Here is a 13449-nt window from a genome sequence, read left to right on the forward strand (position 1 = left end):
CAAGGACTCGCCCATGAAAGCGTTCGGCAAAATCCTGGGTCTGGTACTTCTCGGGCTGTTGCTGATCATTGTGGCGGCAGGTTTCGCCCTGACCCACCTCTTCGATCCCAACGACTACAAAGACGAGATCCGCCAGATTGCCCGCGACAAGGCCCACATCGAGCTGACGCTCAATGGCGATATCGGCTGGAGCCTGTTCCCCTGGCTCGGCCTGGAACTGCACGAGGCCAGCGTCGCCACTCTGGCAAAGCCTGCCGAACCGTTTGCCGACCTGCAGATGCTCGGCCTGTCGGTGCGCGTGCTGCCACTGCTGCGCCGCGAGGTGCAGATGAGCGACGTGCGCGTCGAAGGTCTCAACCTGCGCCTGAACCGTGACAAGAACGGTCACGGCAACTGGGAAGACATCGGCAAGGTGCCGGTGGCGCCCGGCGAGACTGCGCCAGCCACGCCTGCCGCTGCCGCCAGCGAACCGATGGTCGCCGTGGAAAAACCGGCGCAACCCATTCGCCTCGACATCGACAGCCTGACCGTCAATAACGCCCGCGTCGAATACACCGATGAGCTGACCGGCAAGCAGTTCAGCGCTGAAAGCATCCAGTTGAGCACCGGCCCGGTCCACGATTCGACCAACATTCCGGTGAAGGCTACCGCATTCCTCGGCACCAATCAGCCGGTGCTGCGCGTGCGCACCGAGCTCAGTGGCGAACTGCGCTTTGAACGCGCCCTGCAACGCTACAAGTTCGAAGACCTGAAGCTGTCCGGCGAACTCGCTGGCGATCCGCTGCAAGGCAAGACCATGACCTTCTCGGCCCAAGGCCAGTTGTTGCTGGACAAGGCAGCAAACGTCGCCGAATGGACCGGCATCAAGATATCCGCCAACCAGTTGCGGGCCTTGGGTGAGCTGAAAGCCAACGACCTCGACAAGACACCACAGATCAGCGGTGGTATCTCCATCGCGCAGTTCGATCTGGCGAAGTTCGTCGACAGCATCGGCCAGACCTTGCCGAAGATGGGCGAAGGCAGCCTGAGCAAGGTCGAGCTGGTCAGCCGCGTTGCTGCCACCCCGACCAGTCTGTCGTTCGACAACATCAACCTGAAACTCGACGACAGCAGTTTCAGCGGACGCATCGCCATCGAAGACTTCGCCAAACAGTCGCTACGCGCGATCCTCAAGGCTGACACGTTCAACGTCGACCGCTACTTGCCACCGAAATCGGCTCAGGCCAATAGCGCTACGCAAACACGTCAGGCTGAAGTCGCCAATACCGAGGCGGGTGCCGTGGCAGGTACTACGCCACTGCCGGATAAACCGAGCAAAACCGCCTGGAGCACCGAACGCCTGCTGCCGGTTGAGCGCCTGGCCAAACTCGACGTCGATGCCGACCTGACCTTCGGCCAACTGACCCTCGACAAACTGCCGATCCAGAACGCTGCGCTGAAAGCCACCAGTCAGGGCGGTCTGCTGACCCTGACCAACCTCAGTGGCGACCTGTACAACGGCGGTTTCGTCGCCAACGGTACGCTGGACGTGCGCCCAAGCGCCCCCGTATTGAATTTGCAGACCCGCCTCAATCGCGTTCCGGCGGAAAAAATCATCGAAAGCCAGGGCAAGAATCCGCCGGTCAAAGGCCTGGTGACTCTCACCAGCACTGTCACCGGCAGCGGCAACAGCCAGCAGGCGCTGATCGACACACTGAACGGCAACGCCAGTTTCGTCATCAACAACGGTGTGTTGCTCAACGCCAACCTTGAGCAGCAATTGTGCAAAGGCATCGCCACGCTCAATCGCAAAACCCTCAGCGGCGAGCCTCGAGGCAAAGACACGCCGTTCGAGGAACTCAAGGGCAACCTGACCGTGCGCAACGGGGTTGCCAGCAACCCGGACCTGAAAGTGCGTATCCCCGGCATGACCGTCAACGGTGACGGCGATATCGACCTGCGCGTGCTGGGCATGGATTATCGCGTCGGCATCATCGTCGAAGGCGACACCAGCGCCATGCCCGACCCGGCCTGTCAGGTCGGCGACAAATTCGTCGGCATCGAGTGGCCGCTGCGCTGCCGTGGCCCGCTGGAGCTGGGCGCGAAGGCGTGCCGCATCGACAATGACCGACTCGGTCAGGTGGCGAGCAAACTGGCCGGCAACAAACTCAGCGAAAAGATCGACGAAAAACTGGGCGACAAAGTCAGCCCGGAACTGAAAAACGCATTGAAGGGGCTGTTCAAGCGATGACAGCGGAGCAGTTTTCCACGGCGGTGCTGGAGTGGTTCGACCGCCACGGCCGCCACGATTTGCCTTGGCAGCAGAACATCAGCCCGTATCGGGTGTGGGTCTCGGAGATCATGCTGCAGCAGACCCAGGTCAGCACGGTGCTCAATTACTTCGACCGGTTCATGGCCGCGCTGCCGACGGTCGAAGCACTGGCCGCCGCGCCGGAGGATGAAGTGCTGCACCTGTGGACCGGGCTGGGTTACTACACTCGCGCACGCAATCTGCAAAAGACCGCAAAGATTGTCGTCAGCCAGTACGGCGGCGAATTTCCACGGGATGTGGAAAAACTCACCGAGCTGCCGGGGATTGGGCTGTCCACTGCTGGCGCCATCGCGAGCATCAGCATGGGCCTGCGCGCGCCGATCCTCGACGGCAACGTCAAACGCGTGCTGGCGCGCTTCACCGCGCAAGAGGGTTATCCCGGCGAACCGAAAGTGGCCAAACAGCTGTGGGCCAACGCCGAGCGCTTTACCCCGCACGACCGGGTCAACGCCTACACCCAGGCGATGATGGATCTCGGCGCCACACTCTGCACGCGCAGCAAGCCGAGCTGCCTGTTGTGTCCGCTGGAACGCGGCTGCGAGGCACACATGCTCGGCCTGGAAACCCGCTACCCGATCCCCAAGCCGCGCAAGGCCATCCCGCAAAAACGCACATTGATGCCGATGCTTGCCAACGACGAAGGCGCAATCCTGCTTTACCGCCGCCCGTCGACGGGTCTGTGGGGCGGTTTGTGGAGCCTGCCGGAACTTGACGACCTCGACGATCTGCAGCATCTGGCCGATCAACACTCGCTGACAATGGGCCAACAGCAGGCGCTGCCAAGCCTCGTCCACACGTTCAGCCATTTCCAGCTGTCCATCGAACCCTGGCTGGTCCAGGTGCAGGAAGCCAGCCACCACGTGGCCGAGGCCGACTGGCTCTGGTATAACCTCGCCACCCCGCCGCGCCTGGGCCTCGCCGCCCCGGTCAAGACCTTGCTCGAACGCGCGGCCGCCGTCTTGAATGCAGGAGAATCGCCATGACCCGCACCGTAATGTGCCGCAAGTACAAAGAACAACTCGAAGGCCTTGAGCGCGCCCCGTTCCCGGGCGCCAAAGGTCAGGACATCTACGACAACGTGTCCGCCAAGGCCTGGGCCGACTGGCAGAAACACCAGACCCTGCTGATCAACGAAAAGCGCTTGAACATGATGAACGCCGAAGATCGCAAATACCTTCAGGGCGAAATGGACAAGTACTTCTCCGGCGAGGAATACGCCAAGGCCGAAGGCTACGTGCCGCCAGCCGAATAACTCGCATACTTCGTAAGCGACGGAATTAATTTAAGAAATTTTCAAAAAGTCGTTGACGTAAATCCGAAAAACCCTTTTAATGCGCCCCGTTGCCCAGATAGCTCAGTCGGTAGAGCAGGGGATTGAAAATCCCCGTGTCGGCGGTTCGATTCCGTCTCTGGGCACCAAATACCGAAAACCCTGAATCGCAAGATTCAGGGTTTTTTTATGTCCGGGATTTGATGGACACTGCTTACCCCTTACGGAAAAGGGCCATCACTCGATGAATCAAAAACGAACCCGCGTCCCCCTGCCCCATCCTTCGCCGTATCGGCAAAGCCGGGTAAGTTATTGGCTGACCGTCCTCGCCGGCGTGCTGATCGCGATAGCCATCTGCCTCTCAATCTACATGCTGATCGAAAGCTGGATCACCGGCTCCATCACCACCAACAATCGCGGGCCGCGCAGCACCTACACCTTGGCACTGCAACCTCGGCGATACTGGTTCGAGTTCGTTTGGCAGAGCTTCTGGACGGCGTTCATGCTGGCCATTGGTATGTTTGGGTTGTGGATTTATCGCAAAGGGCGGGTGCGTGAGCAGAGGCCGAAGCGCAAGCGCGCAGGTCGATAGTGCATGCCGCCTTCACAGGGTGTTGATGTAATCGACGGGCAACAAGACTGTATCCACAGCGGCATCCACTGGCAGGGATACAACAGTGATGACCGGGCAGACGATCATCATGTAACAGATGATCGCTGCCGGCATGCCATCGCTGCCTCCTCCCCGAACACCGAGCAGGTGTAGGCCGCCATCGACCCCTCGGTAATACTCGGCGTCGGACAGACCATCATTCAAGCGCCCGATAAACGTTCCGCAGCCAACCAACAGCAGTGCCAGGCCTATGACACAGCCAATTCGCAGAATCCCTTTCAAAACAGCGTTTCCTTACGTCACAAAATACTGGGCGCGGGATTGTACTCGCGCCTTTCACTCGTGACTGCTTTTGCTGCTGACTCGGCATCTCGGTTAAACCAGATTGCCTGTTGCGCGGCGGTATTCGAACGCTGTCATGTTGGGATTATGCCGCTGCGCGTTGCATGAACTGGAGCGGATGTGAAATGAACGGTCTCTTGGACTTATGTAAATCGTGACGCAGCGCGTCACGAATTCGATCACATTGAATTCGGAACGCACTGCGTTCCGTATATTGCTCGGCGCCAGTTCCAGGCTCATTCTCGATCCACCTTCGCAAAGGCCGAGCCTTTATGAACAAATGCCTTTCGACCAACCCGGTAACCATTGGCGAACCGTTCATAGAGAACGCAGCCGACGGCTACGCACTCGGCGGCTTCACCTGGCGCCACAGTTCGCCCGATCCACAGTGCCCAGTGGTCATCATCAACGCCGCCACGTCCGTGCGCTGTCGCCATTACTCAAGGTTCGCAGCCTATCTGTTCAACCACGGCTTCGACGTGATGACCTACGACTACCGGGGCATCGGCGAATCGCGCGGCGAGTCGATCAAAGGGCTGCGCGCCTCGTGGAGCGATTGGGGCGCGCTGGATTTCGAAGCGATACTCAAACGTGCGCAGCGGGAATTTCCCGGCCAGCCCATCGATGTGGTCGGCCACAGTTTCGGCGGCTGCGCGGCGGGCCTGGCCGAATCCGGGAAGGTGATCCGACGATTGGTCACCGTCGGCGCACAGTTTGCGTATTGGCGCGATTACGCTCCCGAACAGCGCTGGCGCATGCTGGGCAAATGGCACGTGGTCATGCCTTTGCTGACGCTGCTCTGCGGCTATTTTCCCGGCAAGCGCCTCGGCTGGCTGGAAGATACGCCAACCGGCGTTGTACGCGACTGGAGCACGCCTGCCGCGCGTTTCGAACAGCGCCCGAGCGGTCGCGCCCTGTTGCAGAAAACGGGTGCCCTGCCCTTCGCCAACGTCCGCGCCCAAACCCTGGCCGTCAGTATCAGCGATGACCCCTACGGCACGATCCCGGCGATCGAACGCCTGCTCGGCTACTTCAGCAACGCGGCCAGAACCCACCTGCGCATCGCGCCGCAGGACATCGACGAGCAACAAGTCGGACATTTCGCCTTTTTTCGCAGCGCATACCAAGCCACACTATGGCCCATCGCTCTGACCTGGCTGCAAACCGGCGCATTGGCCGCCGATGCTCCCGGGCGGCAATTGTCCTGCAGCTGAGCCCCTCTCAACGCACCACGGAACAGATCATGGCCTCCGCCAACAAGCAGCAAAAACGTGCCACCCGGGCCAAAGCCAAGGCCAAGCAGAACCGCACCAAGCGCGCCGAAGCGCCGGTCGAGCTCGACCCGAACGACGACCGCATCGATTTCGAATCGGTGGACCTGACCGAACTGTTCAAGAAAATGATCGACGCCGAGAAGATCAGCCAACAAGCGATGTGCGCGGCTTTCCTTGAAGACCCGCTGCTGGAGCTGGTGTATGAGCAGGAAGGCGAAGAAGGCGCGATGGATTTCATCCTCGCGGCGTTGATCGAGTATCGCCAGTGGTCGCAGGAAACCGACGAGGCCGGCGCGCTGGCATGGATCGAATCCCCGGCCTTCCAGGCCGACTATGTGGCGGCGTCCGACGTGATCGCCGCACAAACCCAACAGAAGAACTGAGCTCCCATGGCATCCCTGAACAAGCAACAGAAACGCGCCAAACGCGCCAAGGCCAAAGCCAAGCAAATCCGTATGGTCGGGCGCAAGCCGCTGGATCAGGACGAAGACCTCGGCCACCTCGCCGAGCCGATCCCCGATTACACCCTGGCGATGTTCAGCAAAATGCGCGACGCCGAAGCCGTCAGCCGCAACGAGATGTTGCTGACCCTGCTGCGCGAACTGGCGTTCATCATCGTCGATCACCCTGAATTGCTCGACATGGAAAACGCCGACAACGAAGGCATGGCCGCCACCCACCTGGCCGCCGACATGCTGATCGACTACCGCATGTGGGCCGATGGCATGACCATCGAAGAAGCCCAGGCCTGGCTGAGCGAGCCGCAGTTCATTACCGATTTCGGCGTGGCGCTGGATGCTTATGGGAAGTCGGTGGAAGATAGCGAACCCAAAACCGAGTAAGTCTTGCGCCGGACTTTCATGGACATCAAGTAAAAGGAGGTCAGGTGAAAAAGACGGACTCATGCGAGGAGGGACAGCTGACGAAAACGAAAGACTCGGCTGCACGCCTTCAGAACGATGCTGACAATCTTCCCAAGCCAACAACCTGGGACGAATGGTTCGACGAAGAGAAATGCAGCTCAGACTTTATGGGCTCGCGAGAACAAAGCTGAATCCGTTGAAACCCATAGTCATCCCCGCATCAAACAAAAACGGCCGCTAGTCATCCCTGACAGCGGCCGTTTCCACATCACGCCTTACGACTCAGTTCAACACCACCGCGCCACGCTTTTCCAGCTTGCGACGACGCGACACTAGCAGACCGGCGGCCACCACCATCAGGCTCAGCAGGCCCGTGGCGAGGATTTCCACGCGGTGCGCTTCCTGGAACAGCATGATGGTCAGCGCCGCGACGATGAAGATGATCACCGCGTAGGTCAGGCCTGGGAACAGCCACATGCTGAAGACGATTTTCTCGCCCCGCGCCATGCGCTGTTTGCGCATACGCAGTTGCGAGAACGCGATCACCAGATACACCAGCAGGGCGATGGCGCCGGAACTGGCGAGCAGGAATTCGAACACCGCAGCCGGAGCGACATAGTTGGCGAAGGTGCAGAGGAACGCGGCGCCAGTCGATAGCATCACCGCCCAGTAAGGCGTGCCGCTTTTGTTGGTGCGGGTCGACATGGCCGGGGCATCGCCGCGCTTGCCGAGCGAGAACAGCATGCGCGAAGACGTGTAGAGCGCCGAGTTCAGGCAACTGGTCACCGCGACCAGCACCACGATGTCGACGATCAACTTCGCGTTCGGAATGCCCATACGCTCAAGCACGGTCTGGTAGGAACCGAGGTTGGCCAGTGTCGGATCGTTCCATGGCACCAGCGCCACGACGATGAAGATCGAAACCAGGTAGAACAGGCCGATCCGCCAGATCACCGAGTTGGTCGCCTTGGAAATCTGCTTGCCCGGGTTCTTCGATTCCGCCGCCGCGATGGTGACGATTTCGGTGCCCATGAACGAGAACATGGTGGTCAGTATCGCGCCCAGCACAGCACCCATGCCGTTCGGCAGGAAGCCACCGCTGTCGAACAGATGCGACACGCCGCTGACCTGACTGGTCGGCAGGAAGCCGAAAATCGCCGCAAGGCCAAGGCCGATAAAGCCAATAATCGCCAGCACTTTGATCAGGGCGAACCAGAACTCGAACTCGCCGTAATTTTTCACGCTGAACAGGTTGGTCACGGTCAGCAACATCGTGATGACTAGAGCAAAGGCCCAGATATCGACGCCCGGGAACCACGCATGCAGGATGGTCGCGGCGGCGTTGGCTTCCAGCGGAATGACTAGGACCCAGAACCACCAGTACAACCAGCCGATAGTGAAACCGGCCCAGTGGCCGATGGCGCGGTCGGCGTATGTAGAAAAGGAGCCGGTGTCCGGCGAGGCCACGGCCATTTCGCCGAGCATGCGCATCACCAGCACCACTAGCGTACCGGCAGCAGCGTAGGCCAGCAGCACGGCGGGGCCGGCGGCGGCAATGGCATGGCCGGAGCCAACGAACAGACCGGCGCCGATCACACCGGCGATCGACAACATGGTCACATGACGCGGTTTGAGCCCCTGTTCGAGGCCGTTGGAGCTTGGAATACTGCTCATCGAAACTACCTTTGCAAGGAAAGCGAGTGCATCCGGCCCGTCTGCAAATTCCTTCTCGTAAAAAGAATCCAACGGGCTGTTCCTTATTCTGCACGCAATAATTGCGCCAAAATGTTTCAAGTCCCTGCATGCCGGGGGCGTGGCGGGCAGTTCAGCTTTCGATGCAAGTCCTTGTGTTTAATGGCTATTCGCCAAAGCGTTACCCTGCGACTCACTTTCAAGGCGAATTCGCGCACCAGAAACACACCTGAAAAGTGCGTGATGCACAGAAAAAGCGCAATTGAGGAACGTTCGGCCGGATAGCGCTTCCAACACCCCGCCAAAGCTGGCAACATCGCGCCTTTTTTTACGCGACACCCACGGGCTTGCATGATCAAACACCCGTTCGGTTGTTGACGGGGCGACAGTCTGCTGCGCCGATGCGACAACCTGCCACATGCCACCCGTTTACCGCTCGTAGCGCTGTTGGCTGCCATTGAAACGCTATGCTAGCTTGGCCGCCTCGCCAGGAAGGCCCGCCAACAGCAGGAGCGCAACATATATGAGGAACGCACATGGCTGAGGCCACGCCCGCGCTTGAAATCCGCAACTTGCACAAACGCTACGGACAGCTTGAGGTGCTTAAAGGCATCTCGCTGACCGCCCGCGACGGCGATGTGATCTCGATCCTCGGTTCCTCCGGTTCCGGCAAGTCCACGTTCCTGCGTTGCATCAACCTGTTGGAAAACCCGCATCAGGGCCAGATTCTGGTGGCCGGCGAAGAACTCAAACTCAAAGCCGCCAAAAATGGCGAACTGGTTGCAGCCGATGGCAAGCAGATCAATCGCCTGCGTTCCGAGATTGGTTTTGTATTTCAAAACTTTAATCTGTGGCCGCACATGAGCGTGCTCGACAACATCATCGAAGCCCCGCGCCGCGTGCTCGGCCAGAGCAAGGCCGAGGCCATTGAAGTCGCCGAAGCCCTGCTGGCCAAGGTCGGCATCGCGGACAAGCGCCACGCCTATCCGGCGCAACTGTCCGGCGGTCAGCAGCAACGCGCAGCGATCGCTCGCACACTGGCGATGCAGCCGAAGGTGATTCTGTTCGACGAGCCCACCTCCGCCCTTGACCCGGAAATGGTTCAGGAAGTACTTAGTGTCATCCGCGCATTGGCCGAAGAAGGCCGCACCATGCTGCTCGTGACCCACGAAATGGGCTTCGCCCGTCAGGTCTCCAGCGAAGTGGTGTTCCTTCACCAGGGCCTGGTAGAAGAGCAAGGATCGCCACAGCAGGTGTTCGAAAACCCGCTTTCGGCGCGCTGCAAACAATTCATGTCCAGCAACCGCTAACGGAGCAACATGCATGCAGAACTATAAAAAAGTCTTCCTGGCCGCAGCCGTCACCCTCGCGTTCAGCGCCGGTGCCATGGCTGAAACCCTGAAGATGGGCATCGAAGCGGCTTACCCGCCGTTCAACAACAAAGACGCCAGCGGTCAGGTTGTCGGCTTCGACAAAGACATCGGCGACGCCCTGTGCGCGAAGATGAAAGCCGAATGCACCGTGGTCACGTCCGACTGGGACGGCATCATCCCGGCCCTGAACGCGAAGAAGTTCGACTTCCTGATCTCCTCGCTGTCGATCACCGAAGAGCGCAAGGGCGCGGTTGATTTCACCGACCCGTACTACTCGAACAAGCTGCAATTCATCGCGCCGAAAAATGTCGACTTCAAAATCGACAAAGACTCGCTTAAAGGCAAGGTCATCGGTACACAGCGCTCCACGCTCGCCGCTACCTGGCTTGAAGACACCTATGGCTCGGACATCGATCTCAAGCTCTATGACGGTCAGGAAAACGCTTACCTCGACCTGACCTCCGGCCGTGTCGACGCCATCCTCGCCGACAAGTACGCCAACTATGACTGGCTGAAAACCGACGCCGGCAAGAACTACGAGTTCAAGGGCGACCCGGTCGTGGAAAGCGACAAGATCGGCATCGCCGTGCGCAAGGGTGACCCACTGCGCGAGAAGCTGAACGCCGCGCTGAAGGAAATCGTCGCTGACGGTACCTACAAAAAGATCAACGACAAGTACTTCCCGTTCAGCATCTATTGATTCTGACCTGCGGGACCGGCGCCGAGATCGTTCGGCGTCGGTTCCCGACCTTGCCTGCCGCGATTTGAACAGAAATCCATGATTATCAACCTCTACGGATTCGGCCCGGCCCTTGCTGCCGGCGCGCTGATGACTGTCCAGCTGGCGCTCACGGCCCTGTGCCTGGGGCTGGTGCTCGGCCTGCTTGGCGCCTTGGCCAAGACCTCCCCGTACAAGCCGCTGCAATGGCTTGGCGGCACCTATTCGACCCTGGTGCGAGGCGTCCCGGAATTGCTCTGGGTGCTGCTGATCTACTTCGGTACGGTCAACCTGATGCGCGCCCTCGGCGAGTACTTCGGCAACCCCGACCTGCAACTCAACGCCTTCGCCGCCGGAGTGATCGCACTGGGCCTGTGCTTCGGCGCCTACGCCACGGAAGTGTTCCGCGGCGCGCTCCTCGCCATTCCCAAAGGCCACCGTGAGGCCGGCCAGGCCCTGGGCCTGTCGAAATGGCGGATCTTCACCCGCTTGATCATGCCGCAGATGTGGCGCATCGCCCTGCCGGGCCTGGGCAACCTGTTCATGATCCTGATGAAGGACACCGCGCTGGTGTCGGTGATCGGCCTGGAAGAGATCATGCGTCACGCGCAGATCGGCGTGACCGTGTCGAAACAACCGTTCACCTTCTATATGGTGGCGGCGGTGATGTACCTCGGCCTGACGGTGCTGGCGATGACCGGCATGCACTTCCTGGAAAAACGCGCCGCCCGCGGCTTTGCGAGGAGCGCTCAATGAACTGGGACGTCATCATCAAATGGCTGCCGAAACTGGCACAAGGCGCGACCCTGACCCTGGAACTGGTCGCCATCGCGGTAATAGCCGGCCTGCTGCTGGCAATTCCGCTGGGCATCGCCCGCTCCTCGAAGCTGTGGTACGTGCGTTCGCTGCCCTACACCTACATCTTCTTTTTCCGCGGCACGCCGCTGCTGGTTCAACTGTTCCTGGTCTATTACGGCCTGGCGCAATTCGACGCCGTACGAGAAAGCTCGCTTTGGCCATACCTGCGCGATCCGTTCTGGTGCGCCACGGTGACCATGACGCTGCACACGGCGGCGTATATCGCCGAGATTCTACGTGGCGCCATTCAGGCGATTCCACCGGGCGAGATCGAAGCGGCGCGGGCTCTGGGCATGTCCAGACCCAAAGCGATGTTCTACATCATCCTGCCACGCGCGGCGCGCATCGGCCTGCCGGCCTACAGCAACGAAGTGATCCTGATGCTCAAGGCCAGCGCACTGGCCAGCACCGTCACCCTGCTCGAACTGACCGGGATGGCGCGCACGATCATTGCCCGCACTTACCTGCCCGTGGAGATTTTCTTCGCGGCGGGCGTGTTCTATCTGGTCATGGCCTATGTGCTGGTGCGCGGCTTCAAGCTGCTGGAGCGCTGGCTGCGCGTCGATGCCTGCCAAGGCCGCTGAAACTTCCCACGTGCTGACGGGCGAGGACTTACTCGCCCGCTTCACCGCGCTAGATGCTTTTCTTACGACGCATCAGGCGTTATGGAAACCCCGACCGTTCACTCATCCTTCGCTTGCTTGGGAAGCGTCCTGCCCCGAGTTGTCTTCGTGGCTACGCGGGCGATCGCTGGAAGACGCCGAGCAAGCTCATAATCATCCTGCCGATCTTATCGACGCTCCGGAGCCGTTCGCTTCTTTGGCGAGGTTGTCGGCCGAGCTGAGTGCTGTCGGTGAGTTGCCGGGGCATCCACTGGACGCCGCCGGCCATCGCTTGAATGTCGATGTACCGGGACGCAAGTGGCAGCAGATCGAGGCGTTTGCCAGTCGCTTGTCTTTTTCTGCGCAGCCGACGCATTGGCTGGATTGGTGTTCGGGCAAGGGACATCTGGGGCGGCGCTTGTTGAGTGGCGCGCAACAGCTGACCTGTGTTGAATTCGATTCCGCGCTGGTGGCCAGCGGTCAGGCATTGAGCCAGCGTCATCATCTACATGCCTTGCATGTGGAGCAGGATGTCCTGGCGCCGTATGCTTCTGCGGTCTTGAGCGCGGCCCACACCCCCGTCGCGCTCCATGCCTGCGGCGATCTGCACGTGCGGTTGATGCAACTGGCCAGCGCGGCCGGCTGCCAACAAATGGCGATTGCCCCGTGCTGCTACAACCGTATCAGCCGCAACGAATATCAGGCGTTATCTGCGGCGGGCCGGCGATCAGTCCTACAGCTCTCGCTGGAAGATCTGGCCTTGCCAATGAGCGAAACCGTAACCGCCGGTGCACGGGTCCGACGCCAGCGCGACACCTCCATGGCCCGACGACTGGCCTTCGATTTGCTGCAAAGAACATCGCGCGGCATCGACGAGTACTTGCCTACCCCCTCGCTGCCAAGTGCGTGGCTAGATAAGCCGTTCGCCGACTACTGCCGGGATCTGGCAGCACTGAAAAACTTATCCACCGTCGGCTCGCCAGATTGGGCAGCACTGGAAACCGCCGGTTGGCAGCGCCTGGCCGAAGTACGCAATCTGGAATTACTGCGCGGACTTTTCCGACGTCCGCTGGAGCTTTGGCTGAACCTGGATCGAGCACTTTTCCTTGTCGAGCAGGGCTACAACGTCCGCCTCGGCACCTTCTGCGAAATACCGCTCACACCGCGCAACTTGCTGCTGCTCGCCGAACGGGAATAGACGGCCGGCAGCCTGTGGATAACTCTGTTGATGAAATTTCGCTGGATCCAATATCCACGCCTGTTTCACGGCAATATCGACATTGGTCACTTTTTGTTCACATGAATAAAAAACCTGCAAAACAGGGATTTGCGCCCAAAATGAGAACGGCTCCGCAAAAAGAGGACTAAGCGCGCCAGCGAGCCTCCGAGTTGTGCATAAGCCGCCAATCGAAACGACATAACCGCCGAATCCGCAGCCTGCACAGCGAATATTTGCGAGCGTCCGCCAGCCTTGCTATACAAAGCCTGAACGCGCCGCCCGCGCACGCCAGAACAAGAAAAACCGACCGACAG

The 13449-nt window shown here is 60.0% G+C and carries 15 protein-coding genes and 1 tRNA gene; 13 read left to right on the plus strand and 3 right to left on the minus strand.

The features are described from left to right. The first annotated feature begins 13 nt into the window (after positions 1–13). The 5 genes from HU755_RS09940 (at position 14) to HU755_RS09960 (ending at position 4173) form a co-directional block, all read left to right on the plus strand. Complete coding sequence (locus tag HU755_RS09940) at positions 14–2230, plus strand: AsmA family protein (protein ID WP_186632009.1); 2217 nt, start codon at positions 14–16, stop codon at positions 2228–2230. Further along, complete coding sequence (gene mutY / locus HU755_RS09945) at positions 2227–3294, plus strand: A/G-specific adenine glycosylase (protein WP_186548447.1); 1068 nt, start codon at positions 2227–2229, stop codon at positions 3292–3294. Before HU755_RS09940 ends, mutY begins: the two co-directional genes overlap by 4 nt. Next, the gene (locus HU755_RS09950) at positions 3291–3563 is read left to right on the plus strand and encodes an oxidative damage protection protein (RefSeq protein ID WP_186548449.1); all 273 of its coding nucleotides are present in this window, start codon (positions 3291–3293) and stop codon (positions 3561–3563) included. The genes mutY and HU755_RS09950 overlap by 4 nt, the downstream gene beginning before the upstream one ends. 91 nt (positions 3564–3654) lie before the next feature. After that, a tRNA-Phe gene (locus HU755_RS09955) sits at positions 3655–3730 on the plus strand. Positions 3731–3825: 95 nt separating this feature from the next. Beyond that, positions 3826–4173 carry a hypothetical protein gene (locus HU755_RS09960; protein WP_186632012.1) on the plus strand — a complete coding sequence of 116 codons (348 nt, stop codon included), beginning with the start codon at positions 3826–3828 and terminating at the stop codon, positions 4171–4173. A gap of 12 nt (positions 4174–4185) precedes the next feature. Here HU755_RS09960 and HU755_RS09965 read toward each other — a convergent pair whose 3' ends face one another. Next, positions 4186–4476 carry a YceK/YidQ family lipoprotein gene (locus tag HU755_RS09965; RefSeq protein WP_186548453.1) on the minus strand — a complete coding sequence of 97 codons (291 nt, stop codon included), beginning with the start codon at positions 4474–4476 and terminating at the stop codon, positions 4186–4188. A gap of 93 nt (positions 4477–4569) precedes the next feature. Beyond that, positions 4570–4776 carry a hypothetical protein gene (locus tag HU755_RS09970; protein WP_186548455.1) on the minus strand — a complete coding sequence of 69 codons (207 nt, stop codon included), beginning with the start codon at positions 4774–4776 and terminating at the stop codon, positions 4570–4572. A 32-nt stretch (positions 4777–4808) separates the two neighbouring features. Between HU755_RS09970 and HU755_RS09975 the strand changes: the two genes are divergently transcribed. From HU755_RS09975 to HU755_RS09985, 3 genes are read left to right on the plus strand one after another with little or no spacing between them, the layout of a single operon-like run. Beyond that, positions 4809–5750 carry an alpha/beta fold hydrolase gene (locus HU755_RS09975; RefSeq protein WP_186632015.1) on the plus strand — a complete coding sequence of 314 codons (942 nt, stop codon included), beginning with the start codon at positions 4809–4811 and terminating at the stop codon, positions 5748–5750. Between the two features lie 29 nt (positions 5751–5779). Continuing rightward, a complete protein-coding gene (locus HU755_RS09980; RefSeq protein ID WP_186548459.1) occupies positions 5780–6193 on the plus strand; it encodes a hypothetical protein in 414 nt (137 codons plus the stop codon). Positions 6194–6199: 6 nt separating this feature from the next. Then, complete coding sequence (locus tag HU755_RS09985; protein ID WP_186632018.1) at positions 6200–6652, plus strand: hypothetical protein; 453 nt, start codon at positions 6200–6202, stop codon at positions 6650–6652. A 303-nt stretch (positions 6653–6955) separates the two neighbouring features. On the opposite strand, the gene gabP is transcribed toward HU755_RS09985, so the two are convergent. Continuing rightward, positions 6956–8347 (minus strand): GABA permease, encoded by a 1392-nt coding sequence (gabP, locus tag HU755_RS09990; RefSeq protein WP_186632021.1) that lies wholly within the window; start codon positions 8345–8347, stop codon positions 6956–6958. A gap of 554 nt (positions 8348–8901) precedes the next feature. On the opposite strand from gabP, the gene HU755_RS09995 reads away from it, so the two are divergent. From HU755_RS09995 to HU755_RS10015, 5 genes are all read left to right on the plus strand, one after another. Continuing rightward, complete coding sequence (locus HU755_RS09995; RefSeq protein WP_025110949.1) at positions 8902–9675, plus strand: ABC transporter ATP-binding protein; 774 nt, start codon at positions 8902–8904, stop codon at positions 9673–9675. 13 nt (positions 9676–9688) lie between these two features. Then, complete coding sequence (locus HU755_RS10000) at positions 9689–10438, plus strand: ABC transporter substrate-binding protein (protein WP_186632024.1); 750 nt, start codon at positions 9689–9691, stop codon at positions 10436–10438. Between the two features lie 78 nt (positions 10439–10516). After that, a complete protein-coding gene (locus HU755_RS10005; protein WP_186548469.1) occupies positions 10517–11212 on the plus strand; it encodes an ABC transporter permease in 696 nt (231 codons plus the stop codon). Continuing rightward, complete coding sequence (locus tag HU755_RS10010) at positions 11209–11898, plus strand: ABC transporter permease (RefSeq protein ID WP_186632027.1); 690 nt, start codon at positions 11209–11211, stop codon at positions 11896–11898. The genes HU755_RS10005 and HU755_RS10010 overlap by 4 nt, the downstream gene beginning before the upstream one ends. Continuing rightward, a complete protein-coding gene (locus HU755_RS10015; RefSeq protein WP_186632031.1) occupies positions 11879–13114 on the plus strand; it encodes a methyltransferase in 1236 nt (411 codons plus the stop codon). The genes HU755_RS10010 and HU755_RS10015 overlap by 20 nt, the downstream gene beginning before the upstream one ends. The last annotated feature ends 335 nt before the right edge of the window (positions 13115–13449 follow it).

The organism is Pseudomonas sp. SWRI111, from assembly GCF_014268555.1.
GTDB lineage: Bacteria > Pseudomonadota > Gammaproteobacteria > Pseudomonadales > Pseudomonadaceae > Aquipseudomonas > Aquipseudomonas hamedanensis.

Coding starts and splice junctions, on each gene's coding strand:
- HU755_RS09940 (WP_186632009.1), top strand. CDS start 14: ATGAAAGCGTTCGGCAAAATCCTGGGTCTGGTACTTCTCGGGCTGTTG.
- mutY (WP_186548447.1), top strand. CDS start 2,227: ATGACAGCGGAGCAGTTTTCCACGGCGGTGCTGGAGTGGTTCGACCGC.
- HU755_RS09950 (WP_186548449.1), top strand. CDS start 3,291: ATGACCCGCACCGTAATGTGCCGCAAGTACAAAGAACAACTCGAAGGC.
- HU755_RS09960 (WP_186632012.1), top strand. CDS start 3,826: ATGAATCAAAAACGAACCCGCGTCCCCCTGCCCCATCCTTCGCCGTAT.
- HU755_RS09970 (WP_186548455.1), bottom strand. CDS start 4,776: ATGAGCCTGGAACTGGCGCCGAGCAATATACGGAACGCAGTGCGTTCC.
- HU755_RS09975 (WP_186632015.1), top strand. CDS start 4,809: ATGAACAAATGCCTTTCGACCAACCCGGTAACCATTGGCGAACCGTTC.
- HU755_RS09980 (WP_186548459.1), top strand. CDS start 5,780: ATGGCCTCCGCCAACAAGCAGCAAAAACGTGCCACCCGGGCCAAAGCC.
- HU755_RS09985 (WP_186632018.1), top strand. CDS start 6,200: ATGGCATCCCTGAACAAGCAACAGAAACGCGCCAAACGCGCCAAGGCC.
- gabP (WP_186632021.1), bottom strand. CDS start 8,347: ATGAGCAGTATTCCAAGCTCCAACGGCCTCGAACAGGGGCTCAAACCG.
- HU755_RS09995 (WP_025110949.1), top strand. CDS start 8,902: ATGGCTGAGGCCACGCCCGCGCTTGAAATCCGCAACTTGCACAAACGC.
- HU755_RS10000 (WP_186632024.1), top strand. CDS start 9,689: ATGCAGAACTATAAAAAAGTCTTCCTGGCCGCAGCCGTCACCCTCGCG.
- HU755_RS10005 (WP_186548469.1), top strand. CDS start 10,517: ATGATTATCAACCTCTACGGATTCGGCCCGGCCCTTGCTGCCGGCGCG.
- HU755_RS10010 (WP_186632027.1), top strand. CDS start 11,209: ATGAACTGGGACGTCATCATCAAATGGCTGCCGAAACTGGCACAAGGC.
- HU755_RS10015 (WP_186632031.1), top strand. CDS start 11,879: ATGCCTGCCAAGGCCGCTGAAACTTCCCACGTGCTGACGGGCGAGGAC.